This is a genomic window from Mycolicibacterium moriokaense, from assembly GCF_010726085.1.
GTDB lineage: Bacteria > Actinomycetota > Actinomycetes > Mycobacteriales > Mycobacteriaceae > Mycobacterium > Mycobacterium moriokaense.
Genome location: NZ_AP022560.1, coordinates 1,422,344 through 1,438,113, shown reverse-complemented (window position 1 = coordinate 1,438,113; position 15,770 = coordinate 1,422,344). Strand labels below are relative to the sequence as shown.

The following is a 15,770-nucleotide window of genomic DNA, read 5'->3' as shown; positions in this document are numbered from 1 at the left end:
GTCAGTAGGCCCCCCATCGATATGGCGCGATCAACGGGTTGCCCGCGGTGTACGGACTGGGCTTCTGGCCGATGGTGCGGCCCCACTGCAATTCGAGCTCGGTGAGATCACCCTCCCACCGCGTCCCGGTGAACAGGCCCGCGTCCAACCTGCTCAGCGTGAGATCGATGATGAGCGTGATGTTGGCGAAGTCGCCCCGAAACCAGTTGGGGACGGTGCTTTTCACCCACGGATAGGTCGACAGAAAGTCCAGCCCTCTGGTCAGCGCCGGTCCGGCATTAGCGAGCTCGCGGAAGACGGGTGCGATGTTGCGCAGGTTCGCGATCAGCGACTCCTTGGTCTGATTGACCGTCGAGGTGGCGATGGCGCTGAACTTACCGAGTGCGTCGATGGCGTCGGCCAGCTTCTCCCGCGAGTCGGCGAGCACTGCGATCGCCTGCGGGATGGTCGTGAGCGCCCTGTCGACGGCCGCGTCGTTGTCCGCAACCTGTTGCGCCAGAGAGTCGAGACTCTCGGTGGCAGAGATGATGTCGTCGGTCTGCTCGTTGAGCGCCTTGATGAAGATGTCCAGCTGGGTCAGCAGGCTGCGCATCTGGTCCTCGCGGCCGGCCAGTGCCTTGGCGAACGTCTGGTTGATCTCCTGGAGCTGGCCGAGCCCGCCGCCGTTGAGCAGGATCGAGACCGAGGCCAGCGTCTGTTCGGTGGTCGGATACGTGCCGGTCGACGACAGCGGGATCACCGACCCGTCCTTCAGTTCTCCCTCGGGAGGCACGTCGGTGGGCGGCGCCAGTTCGATGTGCATGGACCCGAGCAGGCTGGTGGTGCCGACCTTGGCGGTGGCGTTCGCGGGCAGATGCACGTCGTCGTTGATCCGCATGGTCACCAGCGCGTGCCAGTCCTGCACCTCGATCTTGGTGACGTTGCCGACGTTGACGTCGGCGACACGGACGCGGGTGTTCTCTTGGATGACAACGACATCCGGTAGCTGGGCCTGGATCGTGTACGACCCGCCCTCGTCGCCCTCGGTGCCCGGCAGGCTCAGCGAGTTGAGGCCCCGCCAGCCGCATCCCGCCGACACCGACGTGCACGCGACGACGAGCGTCGCCGCCACCATCCGCCTCACGGCGTCCCCCCGGGAACCATCAGCCCTGCCAAGCCCTGGTTCGGATCGGTCGGCGTGGCCGCGGGCAGCGGTGCGAGCGGCAGCGTCGCCTCGGCGGGCAGCGGCGGAGGGACATCGATGAGTGGCGGGGGCGGCAGGTTCGGATTCAGCCGGTTCTCGCTGTAGGTGATCTCGTTGGGCCGCGCCGACGCGCCCGCGAACGGGTTGATGCCCAGCGGAGGGAAGTTGTACTGGCGGTTCTTGATGATGGGAGCCAGGTACTGCATGCACAGCTTGGCAGACTTCTCGAAGCCCTGGCGCGACGCCGCTTCGATTGCGCTGCAGATGAACTGGACCGTGTTGGCGAAGTTCACCGGCGCCAGGATGCCGGTAACGGAGCTCTGCGCAGGCTGGTAGATGTTCATGAAGTTCTGGAACACCGTCGGCGTGATGTGGAGGACCTGCTTGATGTCTCCACGGCTGTCGTTCAGCGCCGTCGTGATGGACGCGAGCCGATCGAGCGTGACGCCCAGACCTTCACGGTTCTCGGCGACGAAACCGCGGAGGTCGGTGACGGCACCGTCCAACTGCCGAGTCGCGTCGGCCACCTCGTTGGGCGTGTTCGTCAACACCGTGCTGATGTCGGCCAGATTGGTGTTGAAATCCGCGAGTAGATCACTGCTCGACGACAGGGCCGACACCAGCAACTGCAGATTGCGCACGGTGCTGAAGATGTCGGTGCTGTGGTCGCCAAGCGCCGAAACCGCCTGGGAGAGTTTGATGACGGTGTCGCGCGCGGTTACACCGTTGCCTCGCAGGTTGTCCGCCGCGGTGTTGATGAACTCCCCGACCGGGCTGACACCGCCAGGCGTCGTCGGCTGCAGCGACTCGGTGAGCTTCTCCAACTGCTGGCGGAAGTCGTCCCACTCGACGGGCACAGCCGTCCGCTCCAGCGGAATCGTCGCTCCCGGAGCAAGTTTCGGACCGCCGGAGTAGGCGGGAACGAGCTGAATCGCCCGAGCGGTGACCAGCGAGGGTGACAGGATCGCGGCGCGGGCGTCGGCGGGCACCGGGTACTCGCGGTCCACCGAGAAAGTGACCTTCGTCCGCGTCGGCTGCGGGTCGATCGCGTCGACGGTGCCGACGGCGACACCCAGGATGCGCACTTCGTCCCCGGCGTAAAGGCCGTTGGCGTTGGCGAAGTACGCCACGAACGTGTCCTTGGTAACGCGGTCCCACCACGGCGTCGCCACCGCTGTGACCCCCACGGCCAGGATGACGACGAGGACTGCCGCCAGCGCGATCCGCGCGTTGCGTCGAGACATGTTCACTGCCCTCCGTTCGCGGGCGCAGGTACCGGCGGCCCGATCGTCGGCGGCGGTAACTCACCCGGCGCGGGTCCGAGCGCAGGCGGCCCTGGCGACGGGTCGCCCGGCGGGGGGGCCGGCAGCGGTTGGTGGTAGGGGTAGCAACCCGTCGGACCGGGCAGCGGCAGTCCTGGTGGACCGCATCCTTGATCGCCGGGATTGCCGGTGATGGCGTCGGGCAGATTCAGGTGTGGTTCGCCGCCCTGGCCGGTCCGCGGGAAGGGGACGGGCAGCGCCGGCGTGCCTGGCTGGCCGACACCGGGGTCGACGAGTTGCGACGGCAGCAGCACGTTGGGGTCGAGCCCCAGATCGGAGAACGCCGCGTCGATGAAGGGCTGCGCGAACTGTCCCGGCAAGAGGTTGACCAACGACGCCTTGAAGAACGGGCCGGATCCGAGCACCTCACCGAACGACATGGCGTACCGCCGCAGGAGGTACAGCGTGCGTTGGAGCTCCTGCTTGCGGTTGTCCAGGATCGTCAGCACACCGTTGACCTTGTCGAGTGCCGGCCGCAGCTGGGTCCTGTTGTCCTCGACCAGTCCGGAGATCTGCGCGGCCGCCGCGGTGAGGTTGTTCATCAGGGCGTCGACGGAATCACGTTGCGACAGAATCTCACTCAGCAGGGCATTGGTGTTGACGACCAGGCTGGCGATCTGGTCGCTGCGCTTGCCGAGCACAGCCGTCACCTTGTTGGCGTCCGCGAGCAGGCTGCGCAGCTGCGCGTCCCGTGCGTTCAGGGTGTCGGAGAACCGCGCGACGCCTTCGAGGGCGATCCGCAGATCGGGCGGGGTGTCCTTGAAGGTGTCCGCCAACGTCGTCAGCGCCGACGACAGCTGGGTGGTGTCCAACGCGCTGATGGTGGTGGTCAGATCGCCCAGTGCGGTGGGCAGGTCGTAGGGCGACGTGGTGCGTTCCAGCGGAATGGTGCCTTCGAGTCGACCGTCTCCGCGTGGGGTGATCTCGAGCATCTTGTTGCCGAGCACCGTTTCGGTCTTGATCGCGGCCTCGGTGCGGTCACCGAGCTCGACACCGTTGCGAACGGTGAAGTCCACCAACACCTTTGTGCCTTCGAGCTTAACACTGGACACCCGGCCCACCGACATGCCCGACACCCGCACGTCACTTCCGGGCTTGATACCGCCGGCCTCGGCGAAGTAGGCCGAGTAGTCGGTGGTGCCCTTGATGAACGGAATCCGGTCGTAGGAGAAGGCGGCGATGACCGCGAGCACCACGACGAGAATCCCGACGATGCCGACCGCAAGCCGGTTGCGTTCGGCCAGCGGCTTGAAGGTTGGCCGCTTCAACGTGAATCGGGTCATCTGGCTGCGCACCGTCCCGTGTCCTGGCCGACGACCTTGACGAAGGTCGGCTGGCCACCCTTGCCGTTGAGTTTCAGCACGGCGTCACACAGGTAGAAGCCGAAGTAGTCGCCGTAAAGGCCCTGCCGCGCCAGGACCTGATACGCGTCGGGAAGCGTCTTGAGGAGATCGTCGACGTACTCGTGGTCGGCCATGATCTGACCCGACACCCGATCGGCCTGAGTCACGGTGTCGTTGATGGGTTGGCGCGCATCGGTCAACAGGTCGGCGACGGAGCCGGCCGCGGCGTTGATGTGGGCGGTCGCGGTCGCGATGTCGGTCCGGCGCTCGGCCAGTCCCTGCGCGAGCTGCGACAGTTTGTCCAGCCCTTCGGAGAATTGAGCGTCGCGGGCGGCGAAGGTCGCCAGCACGGTGTGCAGATTCTTGATCACGTCACCGATGAGCTGGTCGCGGCCGGCGAGCGTCGACGTCAGTGCCGAGGTGTGGGACAGCACCGACGCGATCGTGCCGCCCTGCCCCTGGAAGACCCGCAGTAGCTCGCTCGACAGAGCGTTCACCTGGTCGGGGTCCAGTGCGCGGAACAGCGGGCGAAACCCGCCGAGCAGCGCGTCGATGTCGAGTGCGGGTGAGGTCCGTTCGAGCGGAATGGTCTGTCCCGGTTGGAGTTTGTGCACCGAACCCGCGCCCTCTTCGAGGGACAGATACCGATCGCCGATGAGGTTCTCATAGCGCACCGCCGCCTTGGTGCCCTGGGTCAACGTCAGGTTCTTGTCGATGGCGAATTCGACCGTGACCGTCCCGTCCCTGTTCAGGGTCATGTGTCGGACCTTGCCGACCTCGACTCCGGCGATGCGAACGAAGTTGCCGCCCTTCAGCCCCGACACATTCGAGAACACCGCGCTGTAGGTGGTCCTCGGATCGAAACGGAACTGGCCGAACACGGTGACGAGCACGAACATGAAGACGAGGCACATCGCGGTGAACAGCACCACCCGCGTCAGTGCGCGCCCGGTGCCCCTCATGGTTGTCCCCCTGGTATCGGCGTCCCCGGCATGACCTGGGGCGGTACCCCGGGAGGCGGCGGCGGGTAGAGCGGGGTCCCGTCCGGTGCGTACAGCGCTGCGCCGTACGGAGGCGCGCCGGGATAGGTGGGCAGCGGGCCCGGCGCCGGACCACCGGGATAGCGGATCCTCGGCGGTTCGGGATTGGCCTTGGTGACCGGGAAGTAGTTCGCGATGCCGGGGAAGCCGATACCCGGATTCGGTCGCAGATCGAGACCGGTGCCGAAGCCGGTGTCGGTGACGAGGTATTTCACCGGATAGTTCTTGCTGATGTCGGGCAGCGAACCGCAGCTGGGCTTGCCGCCCGGTCCACCTGTCGCGTTCACCTTCGGCAGATGGTCGGGATAGCGGTACGGGTCGTCACCCATCAGCAGGGCGGCATCCATGATGACGGATTTACCATTGCCGCCCAACGCATCCCGACCACCGTTCTCCAGGAACCACTGCGCACCCAGGAACAGACACGTGTAGGTCGGCGAGTACTTGTTTAGCAGGCCCGTCGTGGGCTCCACGGTGTTGATGGCACGCACGAGGTTGGGCTGGTTGCCGCCGATCGTGTTGATGCCCGACTGTGAGAACCCGACAGCCGAGAGCAGCAGCGAGTCCAGTGCCTTCGCGTTGGCGGAGATCGTGGTGCTGGTGGTCGAGAAGGAATCCAGTATCGACAGGATGTCCTGTGCCGCATCGGAATACGCCGCGGCGGTCTGGCCGAACAGCTGCCAGTCCTTGCGAACCGTGTCCATCCGTGGGTTGACCGCGAGCAGTACGTTGTTGCCGCTGGTGATGGCCTCTCCGATGAGATCGCCCTTGCCGCGCAGTGATTCGGCGACGGCCGTCAGCACCGAGTTCAGCTTCGCAGGATCGATGGCCTGCACCACGGCCTGCAGGTTCTCGAAGACGGTGTTGACCTCGACGGTCACATTGCGCGACCGCAGCACCGCACCCGGCTTGAGCGGCTCGGGACTGGCGCCGCCGGGCGGAACGATGAGATCGACGTACTTGGCGCCGAATGCCGTGCTGGACTTGATCTCCGCTTCGACATTGCTCGGCAGATAACGGAAGGGACCCGGGTCGATCTTGAGGGTGAGCTTGGAAACCTCACCGTCGGCGCCGGATTGGGTGCCGATCGATCGGACCTCGCCGATCTGCACGCCGCGCAACTTCACCTTGGCGCCGTCCTCCATCACCAGGCCCGCCCGGTCGGAGACCAGCGTCAGCGGAACAGTCTTGGACAGCGTCCCGGAGAACAGCATCGCGGTGAGCGCGATCAGCGCCGCGGCCACCAGAAACAGCACCGGCGCCCACCAGATGGGGTCGATGCCACCCCGCCGCGGCGAGTTGAGCGGACTCTGACTCATCGTCACCCCGAGAGGTGGAAATTGCCGGACTGACCGTAGACGGACAGCGTGATGGTCAACAGGATGAAGACGCCCGCGGTGATCGACATGCGCACGGCACGGCCGACCGCGTCACCGACACCGGCGGGGCCACCGGTCACGGTGTAGCCGTAGTAGGTGTGGACCGCCATGACAGCGGCGGCCATCGCCAACGCCTCCACGAAGGACCACAGCAGATCCGTCGGATGCAGGAACGACGAGAAGTAGTGGTCATAGACGCCCGCCGACTGCCCGTACACGACCGTCGTACCGAAGCGCGTGGCCAGAAACGACATCAGCACCGCGACGGTGTAGATCGGGATGACCGCCACCACCCCGGCGACGATGCGGGTCGACGCCAGATAGGTGATGACCCGGATGCCCATCACCTCGAGCGCGTCGATCTCCTCGTTGATGCGCATCGCGCCGATCTGCGCGGTGGCGCCCGCGCCGATGGTGGCGGCCAGCGCGACGCCCGCGGTGGCGGGGGCGATGAACCTGACGTTGAGGAAGGCGCCGAGGAAACCGGTGAGCGCTTCGATGCCGACGTTGGACAGCGTGTTGTAGCCCTGCACGGCGATCAGCGCCCCGGTGGAGAGCGTCAGGAACCCGACGATGACCACCGTGCCACCGATCACGGCCAGCGCGCCGGTGCCGATCCCCATGCCCGCGATCTGGCGCAGCACCATCGTCGGATAGCGCCGGATCGCATCCGGCGTGGACGCCAGCGCCTGGCCGTAGAACGCGGTCTGCTCCCCCAGCCTGCGGATAGCGCCGACGAGCCGAGACGAGGACCCGTGCGCAAGCTCGGTCACGGCGCGACCTTCACACCGAACGCGGTGGCCAGAATATTGATGAGGAACAGCGCCATGAAGGCGAAGACGACGGTCTCGTTGACCGCTGTGCCCACCGCGGTCGGACCGCCGCCGACGTGCAGGCCCTTGTAGCAGGCGATCAGGCCGGCCGACAGCCCGAACAGCAGCGCCTTGACCAACGAGACGATCACCTGGGGCAGGCCGGTCAACAACGTCAACCCCGCGACGAAGGCACCCGGTGTGACGTCCTGGACGAAGACGACGAAGAAGTAGCTGCCCGTCAGCCCGACGACCGCGACCACCGAATAGAGCATCAGCGCAACGAAAGTCGCCGCGATCACCCGCGGCACCACCAGCGCCTGTACGGGATTGACGCCGATGACCTTCATGGCGTCGATCTCCTCGCGAATGGTCCTTGCGCCCAGATCGGCACACATCGCGGTCGCCCCCGCGCCGGACACGACGATCGCAGTGACCACGGGACCGACCTGTGTGACCGACGCCAGCGCCGCACCGGCCCCGGACAGGTCACCGGCACCGACCTCGATCAGCACGATGTTCAACGTGAACACGATCAGCACGGTGTAGGGAATCGACAGCACCAGCGTGGGGACGATGGACACCCGCGCGACGAACCAGATCTGCTCGATCAGCTCACGCCAGGCGAACGGCCTGCGGAACATCGCGGCGAAGGTCTCGCCGGACAGCACGACGAAATCGCCCACCGCGAGCGCGGGCTTCGACCAGGCCACCTCCGTCATGGCCGGCAACCCAGAGATTGCGGCACGGGGCTACCTTTTTCGCCGAGCGGCACACACGCACCACGACGACGGCGGCGACATCGCCGCGATGCGCGAGCACTTCCCTGCGGACCCCACCTGCATTCCCATCGTCGTCAGCTTTCGGCGAACGGTAGGAGAGCACTGATTAGCTGTCAACGCATGCCCGTGCACGAACATCGCCGTCAATTCCGGCAATTCGCAGGCTGACTCAACACATTTGGTTTCGCTCACCAAGATCGAATCTTGCTGAATTTAATGCTTGCCCGCGAAAGCCGCCGAAATCGGTAGGCTCAACGGCTATGAGCGACGCCGTCGACCCGACCGTTCCGCCGAGCGGCACCGGGTGCGTGGAGTGCGATGAGGTCGGCGGCTGGTGGGTGCATCTGCGCCGCTGCGCCGCGTGTGGGCATATCGGTTGCTGTGACGACTCGTTGGCGCGCCACGCCACGGCACACTGGCGCAGCACCGGGCATCCCGTCATCCGCTCGTTCGAACCGGGCGAAGACTGGTTCTGGAACTACGACACCAACTCCTATTACGACGGCCCGAAGCTCGCGCCGCCCGACAATCATCCCGAGGACCAGCCCGCCCCAGGCCCGGCGAATCGGGTGCCCAAGGACTGGATGGTTCAGCTTCGGAGTCGACGCGACTGAGTTTGGGTACTCGGGCGGGCATGACGAAAAGCAACGCGGACAAGCCCGAAACCGCCGAAACGGATATCGGCTCCTCGAAGGCAGGCGACGACGTCGAAAGCGACCCGGCTCGGGGCGGCGAAGGCGTCGACTGGTCCGACGAGGGCGGCGCGACGCCGAGCGGTCCCGCGACCTAGCGTCTGTGCTCCGCTGACGGGTTGATCCCACGCACCACGTGCAGGCGATCAACCCGTCAGTGAAGGCTGTTCGCGAGCGCCGACAGCGTCTCGGCCGCAGTGTGTTTCGGTGTCCACCCCAGTTGTGCTTTCGCCTTGGATGTGTCCATGACAACCGACGTGCGACTGGCATGCAGCCATTCCAGCGCCGATGGAACGAACGGAAGCCTGGCCATGACCTCCGACGCGACCGTTGCGGCGGCCTTCGGCACCGGAACCGGTCGGGCCCCGAGTTCGTCCGCGATCTCAGAGATCGACACCACTCCATCCCCGGCCAAGTTGTAGGCGCCAGGAGGAGCTGAGGTCGTCGCGGCCAAGGCGATCGCCAAGGCGACATCGTCGTGATGCACCAATTGCAGCGGGATCCCCGGATCCGGCAGCAGCGGCTTGAACAGTGGCAGTGCATTCGTCACGCGCTTCACAGGTCTAGGCAGCTGAGTCCACGGCATCGCGTCCGCGAGGGCGTGCGCCTTGGGCCCGGCGACGATGCACGGGCGCAGCACGTAGACCTCCAGCGACGAGCCCCCGACGATGTCCTTCAGCGCGGCTTCGCACGCGGCCTTCTGCTCGGAGTAGTAGTGCTCGGGCGAGCCACGCGGTGGCACGTCCTCGGTGATCGGCACGGGATTGTCGGAGTGATAGCCGTAGGCGGCCACCGACGACGTGTAGACCAGCCGGCGGGGCCGTTGGGCAGCCACGGTCGCCTCGAAGACGTTGCGGGTGCCCGCGAGATTGATGCGACTGCTCTCCTCGCGCGATCCCATGATGATGAACGCGAGGTGGACGACGACGTCGGCCTCGGCGACCAGTTCGTCGACCTGATCGCGCACGGTGATGTCACCCTGCCGGTACTCGGTCTTGGTCCAGCCCTGCGCCGCAGGGTCGAACGGCCGGCGCGCCATGCCGATGATGCGGTCGACGCCGGGATCACGTTCCAGTGCGGTGACCGCCGAGATGCCGATCTCGCCCGTTGGACCGGTGACCGCGACGGTGAGCCCCATGTCGCTTGGATGCCCGTCCGCGGCGGATCGAAAACGCGCCTGTCCCTACGACGCGTCGGCCAGCGCCTGCTTCGCCGCGTTGTAACCGGGGACGAACGTGATACCGGGGCCGCCGTGGCATCCGGCGCTGCCGAGGTACAGTCCGTCGATCGGGATCGGTTGATCGACATAGCCTTTCGGACCCGGCCGATTGGGCCCGATCTGATCCGGGTGGATGAGCCCGTGGCAGTAGTCTCCGCCGGGCGCCCCGAACATGGTGCCCATGTGCTTGGGGGTGAACGTGGTGTGCTTGAGGATCAGGCTCTCGAAGTTCGGGGCGAGTCGAGTGATCTTGTCGATCACCCGCTGCCCCATCTCGGCCTTCATCTCGCCGTAGCTCTTGTCCGATTCCTCGATCGGGAACCAGAGTGAGAACGCCGACGCCGCATGCTTGCCCGCCGGCGCCAGACCAGGGTCGTTGACCGACGGAATCTGCAGGGCGATCGACGGGTCGGCGGGCACGACGCCGCGCCTGCAGTCCTCCCACTGCTGCTGCAATTCCTCAGGAGTGGAGAAGATTCCGATGTTCGACTGCATCGCGGGGTCGTTGAGCAGTTCGTAGGGCGCCGCGAATTCCGGGATGCCGTCGAGCGCGAAGTGCATCTGCAGGTAGCTGCCGCGGTGGTCCTGGCGCGAGAAGCGTTCCCGGATATCGGCGGGCACCGCGGCGGGGTCGACCATCCCGTTGATCGTGAGATCCGGTGCGATACCGGAGATCACGATCGGTGCGGTGATGACGGAGCCGTCCTCCAGCCGGACTCCGCCCACGCGGCCGTCAACGACCTGAATCTCCTCGACCTTGGCGCGCAGCCGCAACTCACCGCCGTTGGACGTGAACACGTCGCACAGATGTGAGGTCAGCGCACCGATGCCGCCCTTGAGCTTCTTGACCAGCAGCGCGTTCTCGTCGGGGACGGCGAATCCGTAGGCCAGCGCCGCCGCGGTGCCGGGTGTCGCGGGCCCACGGTAGGTGGTGTTGCACGCCAGCAGCGAGAGCATGCCGCGCAGTGCGCCGTGCTTCTCCTTGTCCGGCAGATACCGGTCGATCACGTCGGTGACCGAGCCGAAGAGCAGATCGGTGATGGTCGAGCGTTCGAATTCGTTTGTCGCACAGGCGTACATCTCGTCAAGTGTCTTCGGCGGCTGGCCCGCGTCGAACCGCCCGAGCGCGCGGGTCGGCGCCTGACACCACGCCATCAGACCCGCCATCCCGTTGACGGCCTCGGCGCCGTGCACCTCGTTGATGTGGGTCATCAGCTTCATCGGGTCGGTGTAGTAGACGAGCGGTTCGTCGCCGACACCACGCAGGGACACCGACATCACGTCGAGGTCGACCGTCGGCAACTCGTCGAGCCCGAGCTCGCGGCTGACGACCGCCGACGTCGGGATCTGCACCGACCCGGCGATCTCGAAGTGAAAGCCGTCGAACAACTCGACGGTGGAGGCCATCCCACCGGCGTAGAGCTTGAAGTCGAGGCAGAGCGTGCGCAGCCCCGCCTTCTGCAGCAGTGCGGCGGCGGTCAGTCCGTTGTGTCCCGCGCCGACGACGATCGCATCGAAGTCCGTCATGGGCTGAGGCTGGCATGCGGCCAACGTTTTGTCAATATTGACAAAACTTTCAGCTGATCCCCTTGGCGAGCGTGTCCAGCGCCTCCCGGGTCAGCCGCGACAACTCGGGCAGCGAGCGCTCCTGACCGAGCATCCACACCTCCATCGCGCCGAACACCGCCGCCGCGATGCACCGTGCGGTGACCGCGATCCGCATGCGTTCGTCGGTGCCCGGCGCGGGCGGGTCGACCTCGGTGAGGTGCTGCTCGATGGCCTGGGCGAAATCGGCCTCGACCTGCCGGATGTGCCGGACGATCCGGTCGGGTTCGATTTCCTGGGCGCGCAGCGCGGCCGTCTGCGCGACGGCCCAGTCGTCGTACGGCCGCGCCATGATCGCCGAATGCACCGCATCGATGATCGACTCGTCGGGATTGCGTTCGGCCAGCGCAGACCGAAACCATTGCAGGCCAGCGTAATCGGCGAACAGCAGGTCGTGTTTGGACGCGAAGTGCCGGTAGAACGTGCGCAGCGAGACTCCGGCGTCGGCGGCGATCTGCTCGGCCGACGTCTCCTCGAAACCCTGGGCCAGAAACCGCACCACGGCGGCCTGGCGCAGCGCCTCGCGGGTGCGCTCACTTCGTGCCGTCTGGGCGGGCCGGACCATGGTGAGAAACTACCGCACACAGTTATGTCATTATTGACAAAACTTCGGATGCCGGTGGGACACTGCTCCCATGGTTTCGCTGATCGTCCACCTTGTCCTCGCATTCGCGACGATGGCCGTCATCGTCAAGACCAACACCGCGATCTTCGGGCGCTACTCCTCCGGACCGCAGGTGACCGGCCTCGAACTCTTCTACTACGTCGCAGGTATCGCGACGGTCGTGCTCGGCTACTACTTCAACCATCAGTACGTGGCCGACTACGCGCCGCACGGCGGCCTGCACAACTTCATCTGGGGCCCCGGCAGCTGGTGGGAGTTCATCACGCTCGGATATGCGAACTCCGCCGCCAGCTCGGCAAGCCAGGACTACACCGTCATGAGCGTCCTGCTGTTCCCGGTGTGGTCGATCATCGACGGGCGCAGGCGCGGCATCAAACACCCCTGGCTCTTCTGCGGGTTCATCCTGTTCGCGAGCTCGGCGTTCGCGTGGGCGGCCTACCTCGCCGCAGCTGAGCGCCAGCACCGGCACCAACAGCTCGGGGCACTTCAATCCGCGGTCTGACACCTACGCGGCGGCATACAGTTCACGGATGATCTCCGACGATCTGCGTGACCGCCGCCTCGCGGTGATCCGAGAACACATGGACACCGAGGTGACCAAGGAGTTCGACCGCACCCTGGCCACTTTTAACGGCCATCCGCACTACGAGATCATGGCCACGGGCCAGGTGTTCGACGGCGACGACGAGGTCATGGGCTACTACCTGACCACCCGAACCGCCTTCCCGGACCAGCGCCACGACAACGTCCGCTGCCATGTCGCCGACGACGCCGTCATCGTCGAATTCGACTTGCTGGGAACGAATCTCGGTGAGTTCTACGGACTGCCGCCGACAGGCAAGGCCTTCCGGGTGCCGATCATCGCGGTGTTCACCTTCGAGGGCGACCGCATCACCAACGAGCGCATCTACTTCGATTCGGCCAGCCTGGTCACGCAGATCGGACGCGGTGAGCTGCTGGCCATGGTGGGAACGGGTGAGCTGTGAAGGTCCACCATCTCAACTGCGGGACGATGAACCCCTACGGCGCCCCGAGGATCGTCTGCCACGTCCTGCTCGTCGAGACCGACAACGGTTTGGTCCTCGTCGACACCGGATTCGGCTCGCAGGACTGCGACCACCACGCCCGGATCGGGCCGACGCGCCACGTCTTCAACCCGACGTTCGACCACGACGAAACTGCCATGCGCCAGGTGGAGCGCCTCGGGTTCACGCGAGACGACGTGCGCCACATCGTCGTCACGCATTTCGACATGGACCACATCGGCGGAATCTCCGACTTTCCCGATGCGCAGATTCACGTGACCGCCGCCGAGGTGCTCGGCGCGGTGCGCGAACCAACCTTCCGGGAGAAGACCCGCTTCCGCGCCGCTCAATGGGCACACGGTCCCAAGCTCGTCGAGCACGATCCCGCCGGGGAGAAGTGGCGGGGCTTTGCCGCCGCCAAGGAACTCGACGAGATCGCACCGGGAATCGTGCTGATATCGCTGCCCGGCCACACGCGGGGCCACGCGTGCATCGCCGTCGACGCCGGACACCGCTGGGTGCTGCACTGCGGCGACTCCTTCTACCACCACGGCACCCTCGACGGGCATGCGAAGGTCCCGCGCCCGATCAAAATCATCGAGCCTCTGCTTGCCTTCGACCGAAAGAAGGTGGCGGACAACCACGCTCGCCTCACCGAGCTGTACCGGCGCCAGGAGCCCGACCTGTTGATGGTCTGCGCCCACGACGCGACGCTGCTCGAGCAGGCGAAGGCGACGGCGTAGCCGTGCGTGCGGTCGTCATCACCAAGCACGGCGATCTCTCGGTGCTCAAGGTGCAGGAACGGCCCGATCCCCCGCCGCCGGCGTCCGGCGAGGTGCGTGTCGCCGTCCGCGCGGCGGGCGTGAACTTCGCCGACCATCTCGCCCGGGTCGGCCTGTACCCCGACGCCCCGAAGACGCCGTGCGTCGTCGGCTACGAGGTGTCGGGCACCATCGAGGCAGTCGGTGCGGGAGTCGATGCCGCGCGCGTCGGCGAACGGGTCTTGGCGGGAACGCGTTTCGGCGGCTACGCCGAGATCGTCAACGTCAAGGCCGCCGATACGGTGCCGCTGCCGCAGACCCTCTCGTTCGAGCAGGGTGCGGCCGTGCCGGTCAATTACGCCACCGCATGGGCGGCGCTCTACGGGTACGGATCGCTGCGTACCGGTGAACGGATCCTCATCCACGCGGCGGCGGGCGGGGTCGGTATCGCGGCGATCCAGCTGGCCAAACCGGCGGGAGTCGAGATCCATGGCACGGCATCGCCGGGGAAGCATCAAAAGCTGGCCGAGATGGGCGTCGACCGGACCATCGACTACCGGCGCGACGGATGGTGGAAGGACCTTCCGCCGTACGACATCGTGCTCGACGCGATCGGCGGCGCGTCACTGCGCCGGTCGTACAACCTGCTCCGGCCCGGCGGCAGGTTGGTGGCGTACGGCATCTCGGCGTTGCAGCAGGGCGAAAAGCGGTCCCTGCGTACCGCGCTACCGCAGCTGTTGCCGATGTTGCGCGGGTTCAACCTGACCAAACAGCTCTCGGAGTCCAAGGCGGTCATCGGGCTGAACATGCTGGCGCTATGGGATGACCGCGGCACCCTCGAACCGTGGATCGGCCCGCTGAAGGAGGCGCTGGCCGACGGTGTGGTGTCTCCGGTGGTGCACGCCGCGGTGCCGTTCGACAACGCGGCCGAGGCCCATCGCATCCTCGCCGCACGCGAGAACGTCGGCAAGGTCGTGCTGGTCCCCTGACTTCTGGTACGTCGCCGTACCAATATGGAGGGGTGAAGAGAAGTGCGGCGGAAACCGCCTTGAGGTGGCCAGGGCCGGGATCGAACCGGCGACCTTCCGCTTTTAGGTCGACGATTCTCGACACGCCGCAAGGATTGTGAATACGTCTGTGTGTCTACATGATTCGCAACTTCAACGTTCCGATTGGTTGTCGACGATTCTCGGCGTGTCGCGGGTATATCAGACGAATAAGCGTCAGATGTGCGCGGCGAGCACCGCCTGGATCAGGTTCTCCAGGTCCAGTCGGACGTGAGCGCTGATGCTGCCCGTCGAATCAAGAACCGTGGGGTCCTCGGGCGTGGCGGACCAATGAATCGTGATCTTCAGCTTCACTTCAATGTGCGAACCCATCACAGGATGGGCAACGACCTCTGTCTCGATGTCGATCTGTTCAATCGACGACAACGGTCGCACCCAGCCCGACACAGGGACGGTCGAACTGCTGTCGGCGGGACGGTCCACCTGAACGCACCCGAACATGCTGTCCCTCACCCAATACACATCGTGAAGACGAAGCCCACCGTCTCGGCGAAGACTCACCGAAGCGTCCGGGCGGCCATTGATCACCGTCGCGATGGCATGTGTGATCTGAGCCTGTTGTGGGCGTGTAACCCCCCCGTGATCGAGTTCTAGAGACCTACTGAGGGCTTCCAAGACGTCATTCAGCGGCTGTGGATTCATGATCAAAACGCTATCGGAGAAGTCGGAGTAAGTGGTGTCGATTCTTTTGAGTGGCACAGGCATCTGTCGCGGTGTATACGGGGTACAAATGTTTGCTGCGGGGTGGTGGTTGTGGAAAAACTTCGGGGATATATGCCTGACTGTGGCACAAGGGTCAGGCGTCCTCCACCCTAAAAACGCTGGTCAGTGGCTTATCGCGCTTCGGACTGAAAGAGGCATCCCTTTGACCTGCGGTTATTGGGCTTCTGGCTCCATGGGTGCGAGTTATGGCGT

Annotated in this window: 17 protein-coding genes; 6 read left to right on the top strand and 11 right to left on the bottom strand. The window is 65.7% G+C overall.

All coding sequences use genetic code 11. The annotated features are described in order from the left end of the window. Nucleotide 1 precedes the first annotated feature (1 nt). From G6N43_RS07030 to G6N43_RS07000, 7 genes are read right to left on the bottom strand one after another with little or no spacing between them, the layout of a single operon-like run. Nucleotides 2-1,123 carry an MCE family protein gene (locus G6N43_RS07030; RefSeq protein ID WP_083153771.1) on the bottom strand — a complete coding sequence of 374 codons (1,122 nt, stop codon included), beginning with the start codon at nucleotides 1,121-1,123 and terminating at the stop codon, nucleotides 2-4. Further along, complete coding sequence (locus G6N43_RS07025; RefSeq protein WP_083153769.1) at nucleotides 1,120-2,433, bottom strand: MCE family protein; 1,314 nt, start codon at nucleotides 2,431-2,433, stop codon at nucleotides 1,120-1,122. The genes G6N43_RS07030 and G6N43_RS07025 overlap by 4 nt, the downstream gene beginning before the upstream one ends. Continuing rightward, nucleotides 2,430-3,788, bottom strand: coding sequence for an MCE family protein (locus G6N43_RS07020; protein ID WP_083153818.1), 1,359 nt, complete (start codon nucleotides 3,786-3,788; stop codon nucleotides 2,430-2,432). Before G6N43_RS07020 ends, G6N43_RS07025 begins: the two co-directional genes overlap by 4 nt. Beyond that, entirely contained in the window at nucleotides 3,785-4,810 is a 1,026-nt protein-coding gene (locus G6N43_RS07015) for an MCE family protein (RefSeq protein WP_083153767.1), read from the bottom strand. The genes G6N43_RS07020 and G6N43_RS07015 overlap by 4 nt, the downstream gene beginning before the upstream one ends. Beyond that, nucleotides 4,807-6,207, bottom strand: a complete 1,401-nt coding sequence (locus G6N43_RS07010) for an MCE family protein (protein WP_083153765.1) — start codon at nucleotides 6,205-6,207, stop codon at nucleotides 4,807-4,809. The genes G6N43_RS07015 and G6N43_RS07010 overlap by 4 nt, the downstream gene beginning before the upstream one ends. Before the next feature lie 2 nt (nucleotides 6,208-6,209). Then, nucleotides 6,210-7,040 (bottom strand): ABC transporter permease, encoded by an 831-nt coding sequence (locus tag G6N43_RS07005; RefSeq protein ID WP_083153763.1) that lies wholly within the window; start codon nucleotides 7,038-7,040, stop codon nucleotides 6,210-6,212. Next, nucleotides 7,037-7,801 carry an MlaE family ABC transporter permease gene (locus G6N43_RS07000; RefSeq protein ID WP_083153761.1) on the bottom strand — a complete coding sequence of 255 codons (765 nt, stop codon included), beginning with the start codon at nucleotides 7,799-7,801 and terminating at the stop codon, nucleotides 7,037-7,039. The genes G6N43_RS07005 and G6N43_RS07000 overlap by 4 nt, the downstream gene beginning before the upstream one ends. A gap of 320 nt (nucleotides 7,802-8,121) precedes the next feature. On the opposite strand from G6N43_RS07000, the gene G6N43_RS06995 reads away from it, so the two are divergent. Next, on the top strand, nucleotides 8,122-8,475 hold the full coding sequence (locus G6N43_RS06995) for a UBP-type zinc finger domain-containing protein (protein WP_083153759.1): 354 nt from the start codon (nucleotides 8,122-8,124) through the stop codon (nucleotides 8,473-8,475). Nucleotides 8,476-8,495: 20 nt separating this feature from the next. Continuing rightward, nucleotides 8,496-8,651: a hypothetical protein gene (locus G6N43_RS30395; RefSeq protein ID WP_165761885.1), complete on the top strand. Its 156-nt coding sequence runs from the start codon at nucleotides 8,496-8,498 to the stop codon at nucleotides 8,649-8,651. A gap of 56 nt (nucleotides 8,652-8,707) precedes the next feature. Here the strand turns inward: G6N43_RS30395 and G6N43_RS06990 are convergent, their stop codons facing one another. From G6N43_RS06990 to G6N43_RS06980, 3 genes are read right to left on the bottom strand one after another with little or no spacing between them, the layout of a single operon-like run. Next, nucleotides 8,708-9,691, bottom strand: a complete 984-nt coding sequence (locus G6N43_RS06990) for an NAD-dependent epimerase/dehydratase family protein (protein WP_083153757.1) — start codon at nucleotides 9,689-9,691, stop codon at nucleotides 8,708-8,710. Between the two features lie 45 nt (nucleotides 9,692-9,736). Beyond that, on the bottom strand, nucleotides 9,737-11,299 hold the full coding sequence (locus G6N43_RS06985; protein ID WP_083153755.1) for a phytoene desaturase family protein: 1,563 nt from the start codon (nucleotides 11,297-11,299) through the stop codon (nucleotides 9,737-9,739). 49 nt (nucleotides 11,300-11,348) lie between these two features. After that, a complete protein-coding gene (locus tag G6N43_RS06980) occupies nucleotides 11,349-11,942 on the bottom strand; it encodes a TetR/AcrR family transcriptional regulator (protein ID WP_083153753.1) in 594 nt (197 codons plus the stop codon). 70 nt (nucleotides 11,943-12,012) lie between these two features. On the opposite strand from G6N43_RS06980, the gene G6N43_RS06975 reads away from it, so the two are divergent. Genes G6N43_RS06975 through G6N43_RS06960 form a run of 4 tightly spaced genes read left to right on the top strand, consistent with a single transcriptional unit; the run spans nucleotide 12,013 to nucleotide 14,777 of the window. After that, on the top strand, nucleotides 12,013-12,504 hold the full coding sequence (locus G6N43_RS06975; protein ID WP_083153752.1) for a DUF2834 domain-containing protein: 492 nt from the start codon (nucleotides 12,013-12,015) through the stop codon (nucleotides 12,502-12,504). A 28-nt stretch (nucleotides 12,505-12,532) separates the two neighbouring features. After that, entirely contained in the window at nucleotides 12,533-12,988 is a 456-nt protein-coding gene (locus G6N43_RS06970) for an ester cyclase (protein WP_083153750.1), read from the top strand. Continuing rightward, complete coding sequence (locus G6N43_RS06965) at nucleotides 12,985-13,770, top strand: MBL fold metallo-hydrolase (RefSeq protein ID WP_083153748.1); 786 nt, start codon at nucleotides 12,985-12,987, stop codon at nucleotides 13,768-13,770. The genes G6N43_RS06970 and G6N43_RS06965 overlap by 4 nt, the downstream gene beginning before the upstream one ends. 2 nt (nucleotides 13,771-13,772) lie before the next feature. Then, nucleotides 13,773-14,777, top strand: a complete 1,005-nt coding sequence (locus G6N43_RS06960) for a synaptic vesicle VAT-1 family membrane protein (protein WP_083153746.1) — start codon at nucleotides 13,773-13,775, stop codon at nucleotides 14,775-14,777. Between the two features lie 234 nt (nucleotides 14,778-15,011). Here G6N43_RS06960 and G6N43_RS06955 read toward each other — a convergent pair whose 3' ends face one another. Next, entirely contained in the window at nucleotides 15,012-15,497 is a 486-nt protein-coding gene (locus tag G6N43_RS06955) for a hypothetical protein (RefSeq protein ID WP_133056562.1), read from the bottom strand. Between the last annotated feature and the right edge of the window lie 273 nt (nucleotides 15,498-15,770).

What these genes read in the sequence shown, in the direction of transcription:
- G6N43_RS07020 (WP_083153818.1), bottom strand. Translation starts at nt 3,788, where the DNA reads ATGACCCGATTCACGTTGAAGCGGCCAACCTTCAAGCCGCTGGCCGAA.
- G6N43_RS07015 (WP_083153767.1), bottom strand. Translation starts at nt 4,810, where the DNA reads ATGAGGGGCACCGGGCGCGCACTGACGCGGGTGGTGCTGTTCACCGCG.
- G6N43_RS07010 (WP_083153765.1), bottom strand. Translation starts at nt 6,207, where the DNA reads ATGAGTCAGAGTCCGCTCAACTCGCCGCGGCGGGGTGGCATCGACCCC.
- G6N43_RS07000 (WP_083153761.1), bottom strand. Translation starts at nt 7,801, where the DNA reads ATGACGGAGGTGGCCTGGTCGAAGCCCGCGCTCGCGGTGGGCGATTTC.
- G6N43_RS06995 (WP_083153759.1), top strand. Translation starts at nt 8,122, where the DNA reads ATGAGCGACGCCGTCGACCCGACCGTTCCGCCGAGCGGCACCGGGTGC.
- G6N43_RS30395 (WP_165761885.1), top strand. Translation starts at nt 8,496, where the DNA reads ATGACGAAAAGCAACGCGGACAAGCCCGAAACCGCCGAAACGGATATC.
- G6N43_RS06990 (WP_083153757.1), bottom strand. Translation starts at nt 9,691, where the DNA reads ATGGGGCTCACCGTCGCGGTCACCGGTCCAACGGGCGAGATCGGCATC.
- G6N43_RS06985 (WP_083153755.1), bottom strand. Translation starts at nt 11,299, where the DNA reads ATGACGGACTTCGATGCGATCGTCGTCGGCGCGGGACACAACGGACTG.
- G6N43_RS06980 (WP_083153753.1), bottom strand. Translation starts at nt 11,942, where the DNA reads ATGGTCCGGCCCGCCCAGACGGCACGAAGTGAGCGCACCCGCGAGGCG.
- G6N43_RS06975 (WP_083153752.1), top strand. Translation starts at nt 12,013, where the DNA reads ATGGTTTCGCTGATCGTCCACCTTGTCCTCGCATTCGCGACGATGGCC.
- G6N43_RS06970 (WP_083153750.1), top strand. Translation starts at nt 12,533, where the DNA reads ATGATCTCCGACGATCTGCGTGACCGCCGCCTCGCGGTGATCCGAGAA.
- G6N43_RS06955 (WP_133056562.1), bottom strand. Translation starts at nt 15,497, where the DNA reads ATGAATCCACAGCCGCTGAATGACGTCTTGGAAGCCCTCAGTAGGTCT.